Source organism: Solimonas terrae (assembly GCF_011067135.1).
Lineage (GTDB): Bacteria > Pseudomonadota > Gammaproteobacteria > Nevskiales > Nevskiaceae > Solimonas > Solimonas terrae.
The window spans coordinates 104154-123903 of the sequence record NZ_JAAMOW010000002.1 but is presented as its reverse complement, the minus strand read 5'-3'; the positions used below and the strand labels follow the sequence as shown (position 1 = coordinate 123903).

The window sequence follows — 19750 nt, the reverse complement described above, 5'->3', positions numbered from 1 at the left end:
CGGGAGCAGGACGCATGGGACACGTACTCAACATTCACGAGGTCAACGACTTCCGGCTCGACGCCTATCAGCGGCCCGAACCCGGCGCCGGTGACGTGGTCGTCAAGGTCAAGGCCTGCGGCGTCTGCGGCAGCGATCTGACCTACATCAAGCTCGGCGGCATTCATCGCAAGCCGGGCGGCGTCACTCCGCTCGGTCACGAAGCGGCCGGCGAGGTGATGTATGTCGGCAAGGACGTCGAGCATCTCGGCGTCGGCCAGCGCGTGATCATCAATCCGATGATGACGCCGAGCTACATCGGCAGCGGTGGCCCGGAAGGCGCGTTCACGGAGGAGCTGCTGGTGCGCGGCGGCAAGCTCGGCGAAAGCCTGCTGCCGATTCCCGACGGCCTGCCCTACGACATCGCGGCGATGACCGAGCCGCTCGCCGTTGCCCTGCACGGCGTCAACCGCATGCAGCTCAAGCCCGGCGACAAGGCCGTGGTGTTCGGCTGTGGCCCGATCGGACTGGGCATGGTGCTGTGGCTGGTCGATCGCGGCGTGACCGACGTGGTCGCGCTCGATCTTGCGCCGGAGCGGCTCGAACGTGCGCGCGCGCTGGGTGCCCGCGCGGCCTTCGATCCCACCAGGGAAGATCTTCGCGCGCGTCTGGTCGAACTGCATGGCACCGGCCGCGTGTTCAGCCGCGAAACCGTCGGCACCGATGCCTTCATCGATGCCGCCGGCGCACCGAACATCCTGTCCGACGTCGTGCGCATGGCCAAGTTCCAGTCGCGCATGGTGATCACCGCCGCGCACAGCAAGCCCGTGCCGCTCGATCTCGGCGCGATGCTGACCACCGAGATGACGATCACCACCGCGGTCGGCTATCCGACCGAGATGCCGGACGTGATCGCCGCGCTGCCGCGTCTGCGCGACAAGATCGGCAGCCTGATCAGCCACCGTTTCCCGTTCGCCAGGGTGATCGACGCGTTCGACGCGGCCGCGACGCCGCAGTCCGCCAAGGTCATGGTCGAGTTCGACGGCGCCGGCGCATGAGCGAGGTATCCGCGAGCGCTTCCGGCGACGCCGCGAAGGGCGACGGCAAGCCGCTGCTGGCCGGTCTGGTGATGGCCGGCAGCCAGCAGACCGAAGCCGAGGTCGTCACCGACTTCATCTTCATGGCCAGGGACATCTCCAACGCCTACCTGATCAATACGGCCGACGGCGACCTGATGGTCAATACCGGCTTCATGGACAACGCCGAACGCACGAAGGCACTGCTCGCGCCGCGCCGCAGCGGCCCGCTGCGCCGGATCATCCTGACGCAGGCGCATGCCGATCACTACGGCGGCGTGCCGGTGCTGCGCGAACCGGACACCGTGATCCTTGCCGAGAAGCGCTTCGTCGACAACTGGAACTACTTCGACCGGCTCGGACCGTACCTGAAGCGCCGATCGTCCAAGCTCTGGGCCAACACGCTGAAGCGCGGCAGCGCGCCGTCGGAGCCGCCGCGAATCGTCCCGGACCTCGTCATCGACCGACGCCATGCCTTCGAGCAGGGCGGCCGCCGCTTCGAGGTGATCTCGACGCCGGGCGGCGAAGCCCTGGAATCGCTGGTCGTCTGGATGCCGGATGAGCGCGTCGTCTTCACCGGCAATCTGTTCGGGCCGGTATTTCTGGCGATGCCCAATCTGGTGACCATGCGCGGCGACCGGCCGCGGCTCGCGCAACGCTACCTGCACTCGCTCGAACGGGTGCGCGATCTCGGCGCCGAGCTGCTGATCACCGGCCACGGCGAACCCGTGCGCGGCGCCGGCCACATCCGCGCGAGTCTCGACAAGATGCATGGCGCGGTCTCGTACATCCGGCAAGCCGTCATCGACGGCATGAACGCCGGCCAGACCGTGCACCAGCTGATGCGCGAAGTCCGTCTGCCGGACGCGCTGCAGATCGGCGAGTTCCACGGCAATGTGCGCTGGACCGTGCGCAGCATCTGGGAAGAGCTGTCCGGCTGGTTCCACTACGAGGATTCGACGACCGGCCTGTACGGCGTGCCGCGCGCCAGCGTCGACGCCGAACTCGCCGAACTCGCCGGCTGCGACCGACTTGCCGAGCGCGCACAACGGAAGCTCGCCGCCGGGGCACCGCTCGAAGCCCTGCATCTGCTCGACATCGCGCTGGCCGGCGATGCCCGGCACGCGGCCGCACTGGCCGCGAAGAAGGCAGCGCTGGAAATGCTGCTGCGCGACAGTGGTAGTCGCAATCTCAGCGAGACGATGTGGCTGAAGTCGGAGATCGCGGCGGTCGAGGCGGTGTTGGCGGGTTGAGGCGACGCCCATGCCAGGCCAGGACGAGCCTCGTGCGTGGAGACAAAGCGATGCCCCTGTCCTGCGTTGCACCCAATCAGGGGCACTCCGGGTCAGAGCTCGGACTCGCGCTCGGAAGGCATCTTCATCGCTGCCGTTCTGGACCGCACGCTGTTTTCCTGATCTGAGCTTTATTCCGCGCTGAGGCGCGGGTCTCTTCTCTTTTGCCTGTCCAAAGAGAAGGAAGTCGCGCCGCAGCGCAAAAGCAAAGGCTGGATGAAATCCTCCGCCGCCGAAGCTTTCGCGCCGGCCAGCAAAAAGGGCGCCTCGCGGCGCCCCTTTCGATGTCCCGTTTTCCGTTTGCAGCCGAACCGCGAGCGGAGGCTCAGCCGGCCGCCGCGACGGTCCGCGCTCAGAACGGCAGGTTGTACAACTCCACCGCATTGCGTTCGAGCACGCGCTTGCGCACGTGGTCGTCATAACCGCCGAGCGTGTCGACGATATGCTCCTGCACACCCGGATACAGCGAGGTCGGATGCGGGAAGTCGGTCTCGAACAGCACCTTGTTGACACCGATCGTTTCCAGCAGCAGCTTCGGCCCGATGCTCTCGAACCAGTAGGTGCACCAGAAGTGGTCGCGGAAGTATTCCTTCGGGCGGCGCTGCAGGATCTTCGACTTGACCGGCAGCATTTCGTTGAACTGATGCTCCAGCGCTTCGATCGCGAACGGCACCCAGCCCATGCCGCTTTCGATCAGGCCGATCTTGAGCCTGGGATGGCGGTCGAGACGACCGCTGACCATCCAGTTGCCGAGCGTCGCGGCATTGCAGATCGAGAACATCGTCGCGACCACCGACAGGGTCTGCTCGAACGCGAAGCCTTCCCAGGTCAGTGCGGTCGGATCGATCGCCGCATTGAGATGGAAGTTCAGCGACATGCCGGTGTCGTTGCACATCTCCAGGAATGGCGTCCAGTAGTCGTGCATGAACGACGGGATCTTCAGCCGCTCCGGCGTGTCCGGCAGCGTGAAGCCCTTGAGCCCGATGTCGACGCAGCGGCGCGCTTCGGCTTCCAGCGCCGCCTTGTCCCACAGCGGCAGGTGCGCGAGCGTGAACAGGCGGTCGCCCGATTCGCGCTGACGTTCGGCCGCGGCGTCGTTGAACATCCTGATGATGGCGAGCGCGAGTTCGGGATCGCCGAGCGCCATCAGCGAGCCGGCCTGCGTGACGCCGGAGTTGTGGAAGCAGATCTGCGCATGCACGCCCATCTCGTCCATCATCTTCAGACGCGGCTTGACCTCGTGGGCGCAGGCATGACCTTCCTCGATGGTCGGAAACGCCAGACGTCCGAGCAGCTTGTTCTGGTCGGCGCGAATGACATTGCCGCCGAGGGTACCGAAGTCGCGGTCGCCGACCATCCAGCGATCGACGCCGTTGACGCGGCGCACGACCGGCACCTTGTGCTTCATCGACGCCGGCGCGCGTGACGTGAACAGATCCGGCGGCTCGGTGAAATGCGTGTCGCAGTCGACGATCTTGATGCCCTTGAGCATCGGATGCAGGCCCTTGGACGCCGCGGCGTAGTCGACCTCGCGGATCACGCCACCGGGCGTATAGCCCTCGGCCGACCAGTACTTGCGTGCGGCGCCTGCCAGTTCGGCGGTTTCTTCGGCAACTTTTTCAGTCATGACATCACCTCTTAGTCGCGGCGGCCGACACAACGCTTGCAGCGCTGCACGGACGCCCGGTCCGGATTCATGCACGGCACCCGACACCGGATCGGAGCAGGCGCCGCGCGGCTCATTGCATCACGCGGCTTTCGCGTGATGCGAGAACATCTTCATCAGATCACCCGAGGTGATCACGCGCGGCGTCTCGCCTTCGGCGAGCGGCGCAGCCCCCCCCGAGGACTTCGGCGTGATATCGACGCCGTCAGCCCTGGCCTTGGCGCGCAGCGCACCGACCGTGAGTTCCTCGCGTTTGCAGTGCTGGAACGGATCGACCTTGAAGAAGTTGATCGCGTTGCGATGCGTGATCTTGTCGATCTGCGTCTGCGTGAGGTGCTTGACGGTATCCCAGAGCCGTTCCGGCACTTCCGGCCAGAGGCTGTCGGAGTGCGGATAGTCGCACTCGTAGGACACCAGGTCCTCGTTCAGCGCGTCGAGATTCTTGAGGCCGAAAGCGTCGTCGATGAAGCAGTTCAGGAAGTGGCGCTTGAACACGTCGCTCGGCTTCTCGTCCTTGAAGTTGAAACGCGAGTTGGTCCAGAACTGGTGCCGGCTGTGGCTGAAGTCGGCGCGTTCGAGAAAATAGGGAATCCAGCCGATGCCGCCTTCCGACAGCGCGATCTTCATCTTCGGATAGCGCTGCAGCGCCGACAGGTTCAACCAGTCGGCGGCGCCGGTGGCGATCGACATCGGCATGGTCGTGATCCAGGCCTCGATCGGCGTTTCCATCGACGCGTGCGGCGCCGGGTTGCCGGCACCGATATGCAGGCACAGCGCGATGTCGAGATCGGCAACCGTCTTCCAGAACGGCTCCCAGTATTCGTTGTGGATGCTCGGCAACCCCTGCACGGTCGGGTTCTCGTTGATCGAAACCGTCGTGCAGCCCTTTTTGACGATGCGCTGCAGTTCGGCAACGGTCGCCTTCATGTCCCAGGTCGGCAGGATCGCGCAGGGGATGAAACGGCCGGGATACGCGCCGCACCACTCGTCGATGTGCCAGTCGTTGTAGGCGCGCATGTGGATCAGCGCCCTGGCCTTGTCCGCCACCTTGTGGAAGCGGCCGCCATCGAAGCCCGGGAAGCTGCCGAAGTTCAGCGACGCCGCTATGCCGTTGACGTTCATGTCGTCGATGCGGCCGTGCACGTCGTAGACGCCCTTGCGCAGCTGTTCGAGCGACGTCGGCTCCATGCCGTACTCGTCGAGCGGACGGCCGACCACCGCGTTGAGGCCGACCGACGGCATGCGCATGCCCTGGTATTCCCAGTAGTTCGTGCCGCTGTCGGTGGTCAGGAACTTCGGCGCACTGGCGAGATCGTCGCCCGACAGGTGCTTGTCGAACATGGTCGGCGGTTCGCTGATGTGATCATCGACACTGATGATCACCATATCGTTCATATTCATGCTGTCCTCCTTTGCTGCTGATGCGGCGATCCTCGTGGGACGATCGCGTAGGTTTTCGGGGTGTGCTTCCGCTAGAGCGCAACGCTGTCGAGCGGCCGTATCGTGTTGCTGCTGAAATCGCGGATCGCGCCGACGCGCCGTGCAGACGTCTTGCGCTCCGGCTGGAAGGTGTAGCAGTTGGGCGGCATGCGCGTCGCATCCGACTGCTTTTCCAGCGGAATCTGTCGCCCGTTGGCGAGGATGTTGCCCCAGCGCAGCAGGCGTGCCGCCTCCTGCCGATCGGGCGCCAGCGAGTCGATCCAGTTGCGCAGCTGGTCCAGCCGCGTGCCGGCGATGCCGGCCGGCTCGACGATGCGGTAGTCGGACTCGGTCCAGGACAGCACCGGCTGCCCGTCGCGCCGGATCTCGGCGTGACGACGACCGTCGACCGGATCGGACACCAGAATGTCGTAGAACGGTGGCTGCGTGTCGAAGGCATGGGCCGCCGCCAGCAGCGCCAGATCGTGCAGATGCGTGCAATTGGCGGGCTTGTCGCCGCGCGCCGGAAAATCGCGCAACGCGACGCCCGTGAACGTCTGCCGCAGCTGTGCGGTCGCGCCCGGACAGGTGGTCCACGGCACACGCAGCATCTCGCCCTGCACGTCGGTCGCGCGCTCACCGTCGTGATGCACGGTCACGCGCATGCAGTGGTAGTCGTCCTCGACGGCACTGCGCACCCAGCCCGCGCCGGTCGCAACGCGAAAGCGTCGGCGAAAACCGGGCAACTGATCGAGTGGCAGCGGCGGCATCACGACGCGTCAGTCCCGCACCAGCAACAGCGCGGTCGCCAGCGGACCGCCGCCCGAGGCAGCGACCGCGACACGCGGGTCCTCGCCGATCTGACGCGCGCCGCCTTTGCCGCGCAACTGCACGACGGCCTCGTGCGCAAAACCGAACCCGTGCAGGCGGCCGGCGCCGATCTGGCCGCCGAAGGTGTTGAGCGGCAGCTCGCCGTTCAGTGCGATGCGCTGGCCACCTTCGATGAACCTGCCGCCCTCGCCCACTTCGCAGAAGCCCAGCGATTCCAGCCAGGCGAGGCATTGGAAGCTGAAACCGTCGTAAAGCTGTGCGGTATCGACATCGGCCGGCTTGTAGTCGGTGTGCTTCCACAGCTCGCGGCCGGTCGCGTAGCAGGCCATCCACTCGGCCTGATCCCAGCTCAGGCGCTCGACCGCGCCGGCCATCGCCGCGATGCGCACCGGCGTGCACTTCACCTCATCGAGCGCATCACCGGCCGAGACAATCAGCACGGTCGAGGCATCGGTGAAGCGGTCGCAGTCGAACAGGCACATCGGCGAACTGATCATGCGCGCCGACATGTACTCGTCCATCGTCAGCGGCTGCTGCACCAGCGCGCGCGGATTCAGCGCCGCATTGGCACGATCGGTCAGCGCGATCTGCGCCAGCTGCTCGCGCGTCAGACCGTATTTCCTGACGTGACGCATCGCGTACTGCGCGGTCCAGGTCACGGCCGACAGGGCGTTGAATGGCGAGAACCACTGCGAGTTGCCGTCGACCTTGTCGCGGCGCTGCATCGGATATTCGTCGGGGCGCGCCATCGCCGCCGCTTCGTAGACGGTTCGGAAGCAGATCACGTGCCGCGCCAGTCCGGCACGCACGGCAGTCGCCGCCGCAACCACGGCGCCGAGCTGCGAGGTGATCTCGCCGCCGCCGGCATACCAGCGCGCCCGAATGCCGAGCGCATCGACGAGTTCATCGGCGCCGACCGGCGAGAAGCCGGGCATCGCCGCGACGCGACCGGGATAGGTCGACACGCCGTCGATCTGGCCGATCGTCAGGCCGGCTTCGGCGAGCGCTTCCTTGACCGCATCGACGGTCAGCAGCAGCGGATGCCGGGTCAGCTTGACGCCGACTTCGGACTGGCCGACGCCGCTGATGTACGCCTCGATCGATTTCATGCGTCGACCTTTTCGAACAGCGGCAGCCAGACCTCGCCGTGCTGCTCGAACGTGACGCGAACCTTGTCGCCGATGTCCACCGCATCGACCGGGCAGCCGACGATGTTGGTGGTCAGGTAGACGCCGGGCGCGCCGTCGAGCGCGACGCGCGCAATCACGAACGGCACTTCCATCGCCGGAAACCACTTCTGGTGGTTGACGGTGAAAGTATCGACGACGCCGGTGCCCGGCACGGCGCTCGGCGCGACCTTGTCGGACAGACAGTGGCGGCAGACCGGACGCGGCGGATGCACGTAACCGCCGCAGTCGGCGCACCGGTGAATGAGCAGTTCACCGTTGGCGCCGCCGGTCCAGAACGCCCGGTTGTCGGCGTCCAGCCGCGGCTGCGGCCGCGTCGACGAAGTGTTGTAACCCGCCACGTCTCAGGTATCCCAGACCAGATGCAGCGAGCTGACGCCCACCACGTGGCCGCAATGGAAGGTCGGCGGATTGGCCGGATCGAGACGGAACCGTGGCAGGCGCGCCAGCATTTCCTCGTAGCAGACCTGCAGTTCGACGCGCGCCAGATGCGAGCCCAGGCAACGGTGCACACCGGCATTGAACGCGATGTGGGTCTTGTTCTCGCGATCGAGGTTGTAGGTGTCCGGGTTCGCGAACGCCTTGGCGTCGAGGTCGGCGGCCGGCAGGAACAGCATCGCGCGTTCGCCTTTCTTCATTTCCAGACCGTTGAACACCGCGTCCTTGCCGATGATGCGCGGCGGCACGGTGAACGTGAAACGACGCAGCATCTCTTCCGAGGCTTCACCGACCAGTTCCGGGTTCTGGCGCAGGCGATCCTGCAAGGGCAGATCGGTCGCCAGATAGCGCACGCCGTGGCCGATGCCGTTCATCACGGTATCGAGGCCGGCAATGAACAGCACGACCGAATAGTTCTCCATGTCGGCCATCGTCATCGGCTGGCCGTCGATCTCGGTCTTCCACAGCATCGAGATGATGTCGTCCTGCGGATTGACGCGGCGCTCTTCGAGGGTGTCCTTGATGCTGTCGACGATGCGCCACAGCTTCTTGATGCTGTCGATCGGATTCGGCGTCGGATCCGACAGATGCTGCGAGACGATCTCGCGATACTCCTCCATGCGCTCGAGCGGCAGGCCGAGCATCTTCAGGAACACCACGACCGGCAGCGGCTCGGCGACCGACGTCATGAAATCGCATTTGCCGTCGGCCTTGATCTTGTCGATCAGCTGCCCGGCCAGCTCGCGAATGCTGTCCTTGAGACCGTTGATGGTCTTCGGCGAGAACACCTTCTGCAGCGGCGCGCGGTACTTGGTGTGATCGGGCGGATCGACGTTGATCGGCAGCGGCATCGGCAGATGGCGCGGCATCTGCGCCTGCATCGCCGCAAGGCGCTCCTTGGGAATGAAGTTGCTGGAGAAGGTCTCGATGTCGCGCGCCGCGGCGAAGTTCGCCTCGTGGCTCATGATCATCCAGTGGCCGCCGTTGCGCGGCGTCCAGAATACCGGCGGCGCATTCTTCACGAGATCGAGAATCCGCTTGTGCGGGTCGGCCACGTAGGCCGGGTCGGCGAACATGTCGAAGTCGTAGACCGCCGCGTCGGCAACGTGATCGGGCTTCGGAACCGCTGGACTCATGGTGGCGCTCATCTGTGACTCTCCAACTGCATCGTCGGCGGTGCAATCCGCCATTCGAAAAATTGATTGCGGGAAGCGGGCGGTCGATCAGCCACCCATCAACGAGCGCATGTCGATCTGGCCGGTCGCCAGGCCGCCCATGAAGCCGCCGTCGACGTAGAAACAGACACCGTTGACGTAGCTGGCCGCGCTGCTGTTGAGGAACGCCAGCGGACCGGCCTGCTCGTCCGGCGTCGAGCGGCGGTTTATCGGCTGCGCGGCGGCTTCGAGCACCGACGCCTTGGTCGCCGATTCGAAGTGCGCCATCATCGGCGTCTGCGTCGGGCCCGGCAGCGTGCAATTGATGCGGATGCCCTTCTTGATCAGGCTCTGCGACAGCAGCATCGTCCAGACGATGATCAGCTCCTTGGACGTCGAGTAGCCTTCGCGCACGAATTCGGGGTTGCCTTCACAGTACGTCATGAACGCTTCGAAGCCCTGCTGGCCCAGCGCTTTCATGAGATCCGGCACGCGACGGCTCCAGCCGAGGCCGCCGTTCGACGAGATGCTGGCGATCGCGCTGCCTTCGCCCATCAGCGGCAGCATCTTTTCGGTCAGGTGGCGAGTGCCGGCAAAGTTGACCTTCATCACGTCGAGCGCCGGAAAGGTCTGCGGCAGGCCGGCGCAGTTGAACAGCGCATCGACCTTGCCACCGACTTTCTGCACGGCAGCGTCGATCGACGCCGGATCGCGCAGGTCGACGTTGGTGAACGATGCCAGCGGCAGCTTGCACTCCTTGTAATCGAGGCCGTGCACTTCGGCGCCCTGCGCGAGCAGCAGCTTCGCTGTCGCCTCGCCCATGCCGGAAAAGCAGCCGCTTACCACCACCCGCTTGTTCTTGTACCCGAGAAAGTCGGTCATCCCGCACTCCTGCCTTGATGTCTGATCGTCACGACCAGCGCTGCTGCGCGCCGGTCATCCCTTGCAATTCATTCTTCTTCGATGAAGATGATGCGTTCCGGGCAGGCCCGCGCGCCGCGTCTGGCGAGCTGTTCCTTGCCTTCCGGCACATCCACCTTGTCGACCGCGATGTAGCCGTCTTCGTTCAGCGGAAACAGCTCTTCCGAGACGGCCGCACAGCGTGCATTGCCGGCGCATGACGCCTTCTCGATGCGAATCTTCATGGTTTCCTCCTGACGTACATGGATGCACGAATCTGCGATCGTCCGCGAAGCCGTTCGACGAGGTTTCCGAGCGTCTTCGGCCGCCGCATTTTGAATTTGCTGAGCCTGCTAAGTAAATGTATCCTACAATCGCTTTTCCAACAACAGTGTCGACCAGCCACCGGCAGACGAATTGCACCTGAAGGCAAGCTGTTTTGCCTTGCGGAACGAGGTCGCTGGACTGTCATAATCGACTCTGTTGATTATGATCGCACCGGCAGCAGGTCGGCGCCTAATATAGCCCCGCGGATGACGGACAGGCACGTTCAGCCGCGAGCAGCACCGAGACCGTAGCATGAGCTTGCAGACCATCGTCCCGAGGCCCGCTGTCGGCAGCACGATCCGCCGGCCCCTCGAACGGCGCGGCGCCGCGATCTCCCGCAGGCGCGTGCTCGGCGTGCTCCAGGCTGTCATGCCTGCGTCACGCCGCGTGCGCCGCGTGCGCCGCGAAGCGGACGCATGATGCATCGCAGGTTCCTGATCGGCGGGGAAATCCTCGCCTGACGCAAACGCAGCAACGGCAGCAGGCGCCCCGCGGATTGCCAGAGCGGACACCGCTGCCGACCACGAGACGAGGAGAACATCAGGCATGAGCGGCGCATCGACCGGTTTCGATCTGCGGGGCAGGCTGGCGCTGGTGACCGGAGCCGGCAGCGGCATCGGCGCCGGCATCGCCGGCGTGCTCGCGGACGCCGGCGCGACCCTGCTGATCGCCGACCGCGATGCTGCGGCTGCCGACCGCACCGTCACTGCGCTCGTGCAGCGCGGCGGCAGCGCCCACGCCCTCGTCGTCGATCTCGCCGACGAAGCCTCGATCGTGCGGGCCTGCGCCGAAGCCATCGCCGGGCATGGCACACCATGGCTGCTGGTCAACAACGCCGGCCTTCAGGATCGCGAGCTGCTGCTTGAAACGACGAGCGCCGAATGGGACCGCATGATGGCGGTCAATGCGCGCGGGCCGCTGCTGATGATTCGCGAGATCGGTCGCGCGATGGTCGCCGCCGGCAACGGCGGCCGCATCGTCAACATTGCCTCGAACAGCGCGCGCACGGCGGCGGTCAACGGCCTGGCGTCGTACGCCTCGTCGAAGGGCGCGCTGCTGTCGCTGAGCCTGACCAGCGCATTCGAACTCGTCGAACACGGCATCACCGTCAACACCGTGCTGCCCGGCGGCGTGACGACGCCGGGCGCGATCGCCGCGCGCGGTCCGGCAACTGCGGGCCCGGCGCGCCGCAAGCCCCCGCTGGGCATGTGCGAGCCGCAGGACATCGGCGCCGCCGTGCTGTTCTTCGCGGCACCGGCGGCGCGCTATGTCACCAATCAGATGATCACCGTCGACGCCGGCGCGTCGCTGACCTGAATCCGGATCGCCCCATGACCGAAACCGACCGCATCGCCACGCAGCTCGCCATCATGCAGGTCAAGGCGCGCTACTGCCGCTTCCTCGACACCAAGAACTGGACCGAATACGCGGCGCTGTTCACCGACGACTTCGAACTCGACGTCAGCGAAGGCTCGTCGCTGCCGGTGATCCGCGGTCGCGACGCCGCGCTGACGCAGATCCGAGCTTCGATCGGCGACGCGCGCACCGCGCATCAGGTGCATACGCCGGAAATCGAATTCGTCGGCGACAACGAGGCGCGCGTGATCTGGGCGATGCAGGATCGCGTGCTGTTCGGCGCCGAACACGCCGCGCGCGTCGGCCTGGCCGGCTTGACCGGCTACGGCCACTATCACGAGCGCTATGTCCGGCAGAACGGCGTATGGAAACTGGCGGCGTCGCGCCTGACGCGCCTGCACCTCGACCTGCAGCCGGTCGCGGCAAAACCCTGATTCGAGAACGGGAAACGACATGTCTCACTACTGCACGATCCATCTGCACAACGTCCCGACCGGCCGCGAGGCCGAATATGCCGCGTGGTTCGACGGCCCGCACCGCAAGGCGCTGGCGGCCCTGCGCGGCTTCGGCGGCGCCGAGCGTTTCGAGGTGTCGCCGATTCAGATCATGGCGGACATTCCGCAGCCCTGGCGCTACGTGAGCCTCTACGATTTCGATCTGCCGAATCCGGCGATCGATCTGCCGGCGCTGGGGCCGCTGATTGCCGAAGCCCGCGACGCCGGCCTGATCGCGGACGAGGACGAAAGCGAGCGCCTGTACAGCTATCGCATGTATTCGGACTGGAAGATCAGCCCGAACTGGCAGCGCGACGAACCGCTGTCCGGCATCAGCATCATCCTCGCCAACTACACGATCGGCCGCTACGCCGAGTATCAGGACTGGTACGACAACGTGCACAGCGGCGAAGTCATCAATGTACCCGGCCATGTCGGCATGAAGCGCGGCCAGCTGTCCGAGCTGCAGATCGAGCCGCGCCGTTACTGTCCGGGCGACCAGCTGGTGCTGTGCGCCCAGCAGACCGACGACCTGCTGTTCACGATCCGCGATTTTTCGGCGCGCGCCGGCGGCCGCAGCCCGAGCGGCATCGCCATGCAGCCGCGCTCGTCGTCCGGCTCGACCGCGCGCACCGTGCACTATTTCAACAAGATCAGCGGCGATCGCTTCTGGAAGGGCGGCGTCGCCTACGCCGGCGATTTCGCACCGTACAAGGCGGCGCAGGCCGCCGCTGCGCAGAACAAGTAAGCCCACAACGAATCGAGGAGAACGCGGCATGTCGAGGGTCATCGTCATCACCGGTGCCGGCATCGGTCTGGGCCGCGCGCTCGCGCGTCGTTTCGCGAAGCAGGGCGAGACGCTGGTACTGCTCGGCCGCACACTGTCCAAGGTCAAGGCCGTCGCGGATGAACTCGGCGCGCCGGCGATGGCCGTCGAATGCGACGTCGCATCGCCGGCGTCGGTGAAGAAGGCCTTCGCCGAAATCGCCGCCGCGCATCCGAAGATCGACGTGCTGATCAACAACGCCGCGGTCTACGAGCCGTTCCTGATCGCCGAAGCCAGCGACGCGCAGATCATGAGCATCATCACGACCAACCTCGCCGGACCGATGCTGTGCGCGCGTTCGGCGATTCCGCTGATGTCGGCCGGCGGCCACATCATCAACGTCAGCTCCGAATCGGCCGGCATGCTGTTTCCGTATCTGGTCGCCTATCAGACCAGCAAGGCCGGACTCGACCGTTTCTCCGAAGGCCTGTACCACGAGCTCAAGCCGGCCGGCATCCGCGTCACCAACGTGCGCTGCGGCATGATGATCGACGAGCCGATACCACCGAACTGGGACCCGCAGGTGGCGATGCGCTTTGCGCAGGCCAACGCCGCGATCGGCCGCAATCTGCGCGAGCAGCCGCTGTCGCAGGTCAACTCGGTAACCGCGGCGTTCCACGCCATCCTCGACATGCCACCCGACCTGCACATGGCGAATGTCCATCTGCACGCGAGCAAGGCTGCATGAGACGGCCGTCGTCGATGAACTCCCGACGGCCCGTTCGCCCCGAGTGCCGCACGCATCGCGTGCGGTGTATCGAGGGGCCTGGCGCAAAGGTCCCTCGATACATTTCGGCTGGCGCCGAAACACTCGGGACGAACGGTCGTGATGCAGATCAAGGGAAACAGCAATGAGCGAGAACCACGACTTCATCATCGTCGGCAGCGGTGCCGGTTCGTTTTGCGCGGCGCTGGTGCTGCGCGCCGCCGGCAAGCGCGTGCTGATCGTCGAAAAGGCCGATCTGGTCGGCGGCACGACGGCGACCTCCGGCGGCGTGATGTGGATTCCGAACAACCGCTACATGAAGGAAGCGGGCGTACCGGACAGCCGCGAGCAGGCGATCGCGTATCTCGACGCAGCCGTCGGCGATCACGCCGCCATGCCGGGCGCGAGCCGCGAACGGCGCGCGGCCTTCGTCGACGCCGCGCCGCAGATGATCGACTTTCTCGTCGCGCAAGGCATCAAGCTGCGCCGAATACCGCATTACCCGGATCACTACAGCGTCGCCGGCGCGTCGGAGCCCGGCCGCACCGTGGTGTCCGAACTGTTCGACATCAAGCAGCTCGGCGAATGGAAGGCGCGACTGCGGCCCGGCTTCCTGCCGCTGCCGGCGAACCTCGACGAGGCCATGCAGCTGCCGCTGATGAAGCGCGACAAGGCCGCCAAGAAGGTGCTGCTGCGCATCCTCGGTCGCGCGCTCAAGGACAAGCTGACCGGCAAGCATCGCGCCACGGCCGGTCAAGCCCTGCAGGGGCAGATGCTGCACGCCGCGCTGAAGGCCGGCGTCGAGATTCGCCTGCAGTCGCCGGTCAGCGAGCTGATCGTCGAACACGATCGTGTCGTCGGCGTGATCGCCAACGGACAACGCGTCACGGCCACGCTCGGCGTGCTGCTCAACGCCGGCGGCTTCGCGCGCAACCAGCGCATGCTCGACCAGTACCAGCCCGGCGTGAAGTCGGAATGGACGAGCGTGATCGCCGAGGACAAGGGCGAGATGATCGAAGCCGGCCTGCGCATCGGCGCCGCCGTCGCACAGATGGACCAGCGCATCGGCATGCAGATCACGTTGCCGCCGGGCGACAAGACCGTGAAACCGAATCTCGACACATCGAAGCCGCATTGCATCGTCGTCGATGGCAGCGGCGTGCGCTACATGCGCGAGAGCGGCGCGCCGACCGACATCTGCCGCAAGATGCTCGATCGCCACAAGACCGCGCCGGCCGTGCCGAGCTTCATGATCGTCGACAGCCAGTACATCAACACCTACATGCTGGCCGGCTCGATGCCGGGACCGAAGAAGCCGCAGGCCTGGTTCGACAGCAAGATCCTGCACAAGGCCGAGACGATCGAGGCCCTCGCCACGGATTGCGGCCTGCCGGCCGACGCACTGCGCGCGACCGTCGAACGCTACAACGAGCAAGTCCGTCGCGGTACCGATGAAGATTTCCGGCGCGGCGCACACGCCTTCGACGAATGGTCGGGCGACCCGCTGAAAGCGGACACGCGCACGCTCGGCACCATCGAACAAGGCCCGTTCTACGCGATGCAGATGTATCCCGGCGACGTCAGCACCTTCGGCGGACTGGTCTGCGACGTCCACGCCCGGGTGCTGCGCGACGACGGCTCGGTGATCGAGGGCCTGTACGCGACCGGCACGTCGACCGCATCCGTGATGGGTCCGGTCGAAGGCGGACCGGGCGGCAGCATCGGCCCGACGATGACCTGGGCCTGGCTCGCGGCGCAGCACGCGCTGCAGGGCACGAACTGAACACGCAGCACCCGTAACGAACCCCTGAAGAATCGCAACATCCAAGAGGACTGAACATGGCACTCGACACCCTGCTCTTCATCGACGGCGAGCTGCGCCCGGCCAAGGGCGGCAAGACCTACGACAACATCGGTCCGTGGACCGGCGAGGTCATCGGCCAGGCCGCCGACGGCTCGGCCGAAGATGTCGACGCCGCCATTGCCGCGGCGCGCCGCGCGTTCGACACGACCGACTGGTCCACCGACCACGCCCGTCGCTACGCACTGATGAAGACCTTCCGCGACCTGCTCTACAAGAACCGCGATCGTCTCGTCGAGATTTCCAAGATCGAAGTCGGCGCCGCACCGGGTGCCGCCTACCGTGCGCAGATCGATGGCGCGCTGAGCGGCGCCGATGGCCTGATCTCCGAATTCCAGCGCATGAAGTGGGAGGAGGATCGCGGTGTCAAGAACGAAATGGGCTTCGACACCAAGCGTTATGTGATGCGCGAAGCGGCCGGCGTGGTCGCCGCGATCACGCCCTGGAACGTGCCGCTGTACATCAACGTCGGCAAGGTCGTCGCCGCGCTGCTCGCGGGCTGCACGGTCGTCCTCAAGCCGGCGCCTGACACGCCGGCAATGGGCGCGATCTTCGGCGAACTGGCGATCGAAGCCGGCCTGCCGAAGGGCGTCATCAACGTCGTCACCAGCGCCGACCCCGTCACTGCCGGCGAGATGCTCACCAAGGACCCGCGCGTCGATCTGGTGTCGTTCACCGGCTCCACCGCCGTCGGCAAGAAGATCATGGCCAACGGCGCCGAAACCCTGAAGCGCGTGTTCCTCGAACTCGGCGGCAAGTCGGTGTTCCTGGTGCTCGACGATGTGCAGGAGCAGGCCTTCCCGATGGTGATCGCCGGCTCGATGGTGGTGTTCCACGCCGGTCAGGGCTGCGCCTATCCGACGCGCCTGCTGGTGCCGAAGAGCAAATACCCGATGGCGGTCGCGATCCTCGAGAAGGCCTACGCCGGCTACGCCGACAAGTGGGGCAAGATCGACGAGCCGACCTGCATCATGGGGCCGCTGATCTCCAAGCGTCAGCTCGAGCGCGTCAAGGGCTACGTCGATCTCGGCGTCAAGGAGGGTGCGCGCCTGCTCGCTGGCGGCAACATCCGCAACGACAAGGGCGGCGGCTTCTTCATCGAGCCGACCTGCTTCGTCGACGTCAGAAACGACATGCGCATCGCCCAGGAAGAAATCTTCGGGCCGGTGCTGGTCGTGATTCCGTACGAAGACGACGAGGACGCGATCCGCATCGCCAACGACAGCATCTACGGCCTCGGCGGCGCGGTGTTCGGCTCGCACCAGCGCGCGATGAATGTCTGCAAGCGCATCCGCGCCGGCGCGCTGTCGGTCAACGGCGGCATGAGCATTACCGGCGACCTGCCGTTCGGCGGCTACAAGCAGTCCGGCATGGGCCGCGAATGGGGCCTCGAAGGCATCGAGGAATTCACCGAAATCAAGGCGATCGGCGCGCGCGTGTCCTGAGTCCTGGACGGCAGCCATTTCCGAGGGAGCGTCGCAACATGCGGCGCTCCCTCGGTGTTTGTGGGGCCGTCATGATGTGCCGCGCCCGCAGGTAGCGTGGCCGGGACATGTGCATGCGATCGGGACATGCTGATGTACAGTGCTGTTGACCAGCCGCTTGACGAGCGGATAAGGTCAAAAGCGGCACGGCAACGGGCCATTTGGGTCAAGGCACCGCGACGTACGGCCGCTGCACCCGCCGAGGAGAGTGGGACATGCAAGCCGATACGCTCTTGAACGATCAGGTCGCCATCGTCACCGGCGGTGGCGGCGGCATCGGCCGGGCGATCGCGCTGGCGTTTGCCGATGCCGGCGCCGATGTCGCGATTGCCGACATCATTCCCGAACGCTGCGAGGAAACTGCCGCCCGCATTCGCGAACGGGGCCGGCGCGCGCTGGCCGTACCGACCGATGTCATGGACACGACGCAGATCGGCACGCTGGTCGAGCGCACGGCCGAGGCGTTCGGCCGCATCGATATCCTCGTCAACAACGCGGGCGGTGTCAGCGGCCGGCCGTTTCTCGAGCAGTCCGAGCGCTCCTGGCGCAGGCACATCGATCTCAATCTGGTCAGCGTACTCGCCGCGACCTCGGCGGCCGTACCGTGGATGATCCGCGGCGGGCGCGGCGGCACGATCATCAATGTGACGAGCATCGAGGCTTCCCGCGCGGCGCCGAACTTCGCCGTGTACGCCGCCTGCAAGGCCGGGCTCAACAACCTGACGCGCACGCTGGCGCTGGAATTCGCCGATCACGGCATACGCGTCAATGCGATTGCTCCGGACATCACCGCGACGCCGGGCATTCGCGGCAATCACGCCGGACCGGTCGATCCGTCGAAATGGATCGAGCCGACACCGGCGCAGCGCGCGGCGATCGCACGCCGCCTGCCGCTGGGCCGCGAGGGCATCGATACCGAGTGCGGCCATGTCGCGGTGTTTCTCGCCTCGCCGATGAGCAGCTATGTCACCGGCACCGTGATCCCGGTCGACGGCGGCGCCTGGGCCTCGTCCGGCTGGCTGCGCAACAGCGCCGGCAAGTGGACGCTGACCGGCGATATCCCGTCCTGAAAGTTTTCGATCACGAGATCAAGATGAAGATCAATGTCACGCTGCCGTTCGACCACATCGAACATCCAGAGGAATTCCTGACGCCGGAGGCCGTCGTCGAAGTCGCTCAGCTCGCCGAGCAGCTCGGCTTTGCCGGTGGCAACGTCACCGACCATCCCTGCCCGACCGGCCGCTGGCTCGATGGCGGCGGGCACTACGCACAGGACCCGTTCGTGATGCTGTCGTTCGTCGCCGCCGCGACGACGACGTTTCGCCTGCAGACCGGCATCCTCGTGCTGCCGTACCGCAACCCGTTCATCACCGCGCGCATGGTGGCGACGCTGGACCTGTATTCGAAGGGCCGCGTCACGCTCGGCCTCGGTGCCGGTTATCTCAAGGGCGAATACAAGGCGCTCGGCGTCGATTTCGAGCGCCGCAACGAGATCATGGACGACTACCTGATCGCGCTGAAGAAGGCATTGTCCGGCGAGGAATTCACCCACAAGGGCGAAGGCTACGAAGCGCTCGGCAATCGCATCAAACCCGGCCCGGTACAGACGCCGCACCCGCCGTTGCTGGTCGGCGGCAATTCGAAACGCGCGATCCGCCGCGCCGCCGAGCTCGCCGACGGCTGGAATCCGTTCTTCACGCCGGCGCAGCTGTCGAGCACCGCGCGCACCACGGCGATGGCCGACGAGGAAGATCTCGCCAGCGGCCTCACCTATCTGCGCGAGCATTGCGAGAAAATCGGCCGCACGACGACGCCGCTCATCCAGCTCGCCAGCATCAACTCCGGCGGCGAGCTGTCGCCCGCCGAACTGATCGACAAGATCGGCCAGTTCGCGGCGATGGGGGTCAGCGGCTGCGCCGTCAACGTGAAGGGCGCGACCCGCGCCGAGTGGTGCGACAACGCACGGCGCTTCGCAGCCGACGTGCTGGCGAAGCTGCCAGGCTGAACCGCTGTTCGCGGACGCACGGCCTGCACTGCACGTTCGTCGTCGCGAGAACGCAATGACGGCCTGCAGAACCTGTTTCCGGTATTTCGATTGAGGAGTTCTTGATGCGCATTGCAGTCATCGGCGGCACCGGCAAGGAAGGCGGCGGCATGGCGCTGCGCTGGGCGCACGCCGGCCACGAGGTTTTCGTCGGCTCGCGCGACAGTGCCAAGGCTGAAGCCGCGGCGGCCGAGCTCGGCAAGGCAGTCGGTCGCGACATTCGCGGCGGCAGCAACGAGCGGGCGGTCGCGGCCAGCGAAATCGCCGTGCTCAGCGTGCCGTATGCGGCGCACGCGGCGACGCTGCAGGAACTGCAGCCGGCGCTCGCCGGGCGCGTGCTGATCGACATCACCGTGCCGCTGCAGCCCCCGAAGATCAGCACCGTGAACCTGCCTGCCGGGCAGGCCGCGGCGCTGGAGGCGCAAGCCATTCTCGGCGAGGCAACGCCGGTCGTCGCCGCCATGCATCACGTCAGCGCCGTGCACCTGCGCGATCTCTCGCACGAGATCGACTGCGACGTGCTCGCCTGCTCCGACGACAAGGTGGCCCTCGAAAAGGCCATGTCGCTGATTCGCGATCTCGGCGTGCGCTGCTTCGATGTCGGCGCCCTGCGCAATGCGATCGCGATCGAATCGCTGACGCCGCTGCTGTTGCACCTGAATCGCCAGCAGAAAGGGCGCAGCGTCGGCATCCGCATCACGGGCGCCTGA

Annotated in this window: 20 protein-coding genes; 12 read left to right on the top strand and 8 right to left on the bottom strand. The window is 66.0% G+C overall.

The window, feature by feature from the left end; translation table 11 throughout:
• The first annotated feature begins 14 nt into the window (after positions 1-14).
• Together G7Y85_RS04170 and G7Y85_RS04165 are read left to right on the top strand one after the other, a co-directional pair.
• Positions 15-1037, top strand: a complete 1023-nt coding sequence (locus G7Y85_RS04170) for a zinc-dependent alcohol dehydrogenase (RefSeq protein ID WP_166252255.1) — start codon at positions 15-17, stop codon at positions 1035-1037.
• Positions 1034-2308, top strand: coding sequence for an MBL fold metallo-hydrolase (locus G7Y85_RS04165; protein ID WP_166252251.1), 1275 nt, complete (start codon positions 1034-1036; stop codon positions 2306-2308). Before G7Y85_RS04170 ends, G7Y85_RS04165 begins: the two co-directional genes overlap by 4 nt.
• A gap of 391 nt (positions 2309-2699) precedes the next feature.
• Here G7Y85_RS04165 and G7Y85_RS04160 read toward each other — a convergent pair whose 3' ends face one another.
• The 8 genes from G7Y85_RS04160 to G7Y85_RS04125 form a co-directional block, all read right to left on the bottom strand.
• A complete protein-coding gene (locus G7Y85_RS04160; RefSeq protein ID WP_166252248.1) occupies positions 2700-3974 on the bottom strand; it encodes an amidohydrolase family protein in 1275 nt (424 codons plus the stop codon).
• A 120-nt stretch (positions 3975-4094) separates the two neighbouring features.
• A complete protein-coding gene (locus G7Y85_RS04155; RefSeq protein WP_166252245.1) occupies positions 4095-5414 on the bottom strand; it encodes an amidohydrolase family protein in 1320 nt (439 codons plus the stop codon).
• Positions 5415-5485: 71 nt separating this feature from the next.
• On the bottom strand, positions 5486-6202 hold the full coding sequence (locus tag G7Y85_RS04150; RefSeq protein ID WP_166252241.1) for a DUF2889 domain-containing protein: 717 nt from the start codon (positions 6200-6202) through the stop codon (positions 5486-5488).
• A 9-nt stretch (positions 6203-6211) separates the two neighbouring features.
• Positions 6212-7372, bottom strand: coding sequence for a thiolase family protein (locus tag G7Y85_RS04145; RefSeq protein WP_166252238.1), 1161 nt, complete (start codon positions 7370-7372; stop codon positions 6212-6214).
• Positions 7369-7791, bottom strand: coding sequence for a Zn-ribbon domain-containing OB-fold protein (locus G7Y85_RS04140; RefSeq protein WP_166252235.1), 423 nt, complete (start codon positions 7789-7791; stop codon positions 7369-7371). The genes G7Y85_RS04145 and G7Y85_RS04140 overlap by 4 nt, the downstream gene beginning before the upstream one ends.
• Before the next feature lie 3 nt (positions 7792-7794).
• A complete protein-coding gene (locus tag G7Y85_RS04135) occupies positions 7795-9024 on the bottom strand; it encodes a cytochrome P450 (RefSeq protein WP_166252232.1) in 1230 nt (409 codons plus the stop codon).
• Positions 9025-9111: 87 nt separating this feature from the next.
• Positions 9112-9924, bottom strand: a complete 813-nt coding sequence (locus G7Y85_RS04130) for a coniferyl-alcohol dehydrogenase (protein ID WP_166252229.1) — start codon at positions 9922-9924, stop codon at positions 9112-9114.
• Positions 9925-9992: 68 nt separating this feature from the next.
• A complete protein-coding gene (locus tag G7Y85_RS04125; RefSeq protein ID WP_166252226.1) occupies positions 9993-10187 on the bottom strand; it encodes a ferredoxin in 195 nt (64 codons plus the stop codon).
• 334 nt (positions 10188-10521) lie between these two features.
• On the opposite strand from G7Y85_RS04125, the gene G7Y85_RS04120 reads away from it, so the two are divergent.
• From G7Y85_RS04120 to npdG, 10 genes are all read left to right on the top strand, one after another.
• Complete coding sequence (locus G7Y85_RS04120) at positions 10522-10689, top strand: hypothetical protein (protein ID WP_166252223.1); 168 nt, start codon at positions 10522-10524, stop codon at positions 10687-10689.
• A gap of 126 nt (positions 10690-10815) precedes the next feature.
• On the top strand, positions 10816-11586 hold the full coding sequence (locus G7Y85_RS04115; protein WP_166252220.1) for an SDR family NAD(P)-dependent oxidoreductase: 771 nt from the start codon (positions 10816-10818) through the stop codon (positions 11584-11586).
• A 14-nt stretch (positions 11587-11600) separates the two neighbouring features.
• Positions 11601-12059: a nuclear transport factor 2 family protein gene (locus G7Y85_RS04110; protein ID WP_166252217.1), complete on the top strand. Its 459-nt coding sequence runs from the start codon at positions 11601-11603 to the stop codon at positions 12057-12059.
• 19 nt (positions 12060-12078) lie between these two features.
• A complete protein-coding gene (locus G7Y85_RS04105; protein ID WP_166252214.1) occupies positions 12079-12867 on the top strand; it encodes a hypothetical protein in 789 nt (262 codons plus the stop codon).
• Between the two features lie 28 nt (positions 12868-12895).
• Positions 12896-13633 carry an SDR family oxidoreductase gene (locus G7Y85_RS04100; protein WP_166252210.1) on the top strand — a complete coding sequence of 246 codons (738 nt, stop codon included), beginning with the start codon at positions 12896-12898 and terminating at the stop codon, positions 13631-13633.
• A gap of 163 nt (positions 13634-13796) precedes the next feature.
• Complete coding sequence (locus G7Y85_RS04095) at positions 13797-15434, top strand: FAD-dependent oxidoreductase (protein WP_166252207.1); 1638 nt, start codon at positions 13797-13799, stop codon at positions 15432-15434.
• Between the two features lie 56 nt (positions 15435-15490).
• Entirely contained in the window at positions 15491-16957 is a 1467-nt protein-coding gene (locus tag G7Y85_RS04090; RefSeq protein ID WP_166252203.1) for an aldehyde dehydrogenase family protein, read from the top strand.
• Positions 16958-17211: 254 nt separating this feature from the next.
• Positions 17212-18066 carry an SDR family NAD(P)-dependent oxidoreductase gene (locus G7Y85_RS04085; protein ID WP_166252200.1) on the top strand — a complete coding sequence of 285 codons (855 nt, stop codon included), beginning with the start codon at positions 17212-17214 and terminating at the stop codon, positions 18064-18066.
• Positions 18067-18089: 23 nt separating this feature from the next.
• Positions 18090-19001 (top strand): TIGR03619 family F420-dependent LLM class oxidoreductase, encoded by a 912-nt coding sequence (locus G7Y85_RS04080; protein WP_166252197.1) that lies wholly within the window; start codon positions 18090-18092, stop codon positions 18999-19001.
• Positions 19002-19105: 104 nt separating this feature from the next.
• The gene (npdG, locus tag G7Y85_RS04075; RefSeq protein ID WP_166252194.1) at positions 19106-19750 is read left to right on the top strand and encodes an NADPH-dependent F420 reductase; all 645 of its coding nucleotides are present in this window, start codon (positions 19106-19108) and stop codon (positions 19748-19750) included.

Bases quoted from the DNA above. Each gene is read 5' to 3' on its own strand.
- G7Y85_RS04080 (WP_166252197.1), top strand. From the start codon at position 18,090: ATGAAGATCAATGTCACGCTGCCGTTCGACCACATCGAACATCCAGAG.
- G7Y85_RS04110 (WP_166252217.1), top strand. From the start codon at position 11,601: ATGACCGAAACCGACCGCATCGCCACGCAGCTCGCCATCATGCAGGTC.
- G7Y85_RS04170 (WP_166252255.1), top strand. From the start codon at position 15: ATGGGACACGTACTCAACATTCACGAGGTCAACGACTTCCGGCTCGAC.
- G7Y85_RS04135 (WP_166252232.1), bottom strand. From the start codon at position 9,024: ATGAGTCCAGCGGTTCCGAAGCCCGATCACGTTGCCGACGCGGCGGTC.
- G7Y85_RS04085 (WP_166252200.1), top strand. From the start codon at position 17,212: ATGCAAGCCGATACGCTCTTGAACGATCAGGTCGCCATCGTCACCGGC.
- G7Y85_RS04095 (WP_166252207.1), top strand. From the start codon at position 13,797: ATGAGCGAGAACCACGACTTCATCATCGTCGGCAGCGGTGCCGGTTCG.
- G7Y85_RS04145 (WP_166252238.1), bottom strand. From the start codon at position 7,372: ATGAAATCGATCGAGGCGTACATCAGCGGCGTCGGCCAGTCCGAAGTC.
- G7Y85_RS04090 (WP_166252203.1), top strand. From the start codon at position 15,491: ATGGCACTCGACACCCTGCTCTTCATCGACGGCGAGCTGCGCCCGGCC.
- G7Y85_RS04130 (WP_166252229.1), bottom strand. From the start codon at position 9,924: ATGACCGACTTTCTCGGGTACAAGAACAAGCGGGTGGTGGTAAGCGGC.
- G7Y85_RS04150 (WP_166252241.1), bottom strand. From the start codon at position 6,202: ATGCCGCCGCTGCCACTCGATCAGTTGCCCGGTTTTCGCCGACGCTTT.
- npdG (WP_166252194.1), top strand. From the start codon at position 19,106: ATGCGCATTGCAGTCATCGGCGGCACCGGCAAGGAAGGCGGCGGCATG.
- G7Y85_RS04120 (WP_166252223.1), top strand. From the start codon at position 10,522: ATGAGCTTGCAGACCATCGTCCCGAGGCCCGCTGTCGGCAGCACGATC.
- G7Y85_RS04105 (WP_166252214.1), top strand. From the start codon at position 12,079: ATGTCTCACTACTGCACGATCCATCTGCACAACGTCCCGACCGGCCGC.
- G7Y85_RS04100 (WP_166252210.1), top strand. From the start codon at position 12,896: ATGTCGAGGGTCATCGTCATCACCGGTGCCGGCATCGGTCTGGGCCGC.
- G7Y85_RS04155 (WP_166252245.1), bottom strand. From the start codon at position 5,414: ATGAATATGAACGATATGGTGATCATCAGTGTCGATGATCACATCAGC.
- G7Y85_RS04115 (WP_166252220.1), top strand. From the start codon at position 10,816: ATGAGCGGCGCATCGACCGGTTTCGATCTGCGGGGCAGGCTGGCGCTG.
- G7Y85_RS04125 (WP_166252226.1), bottom strand. From the start codon at position 10,187: ATGAAGATTCGCATCGAGAAGGCGTCATGCGCCGGCAATGCACGCTGT.
- G7Y85_RS04160 (WP_166252248.1), bottom strand. From the start codon at position 3,974: ATGACTGAAAAAGTTGCCGAAGAAACCGCCGAACTGGCAGGCGCCGCA.
- G7Y85_RS04165 (WP_166252251.1), top strand. From the start codon at position 1,034: ATGAGCGAGGTATCCGCGAGCGCTTCCGGCGACGCCGCGAAGGGCGAC.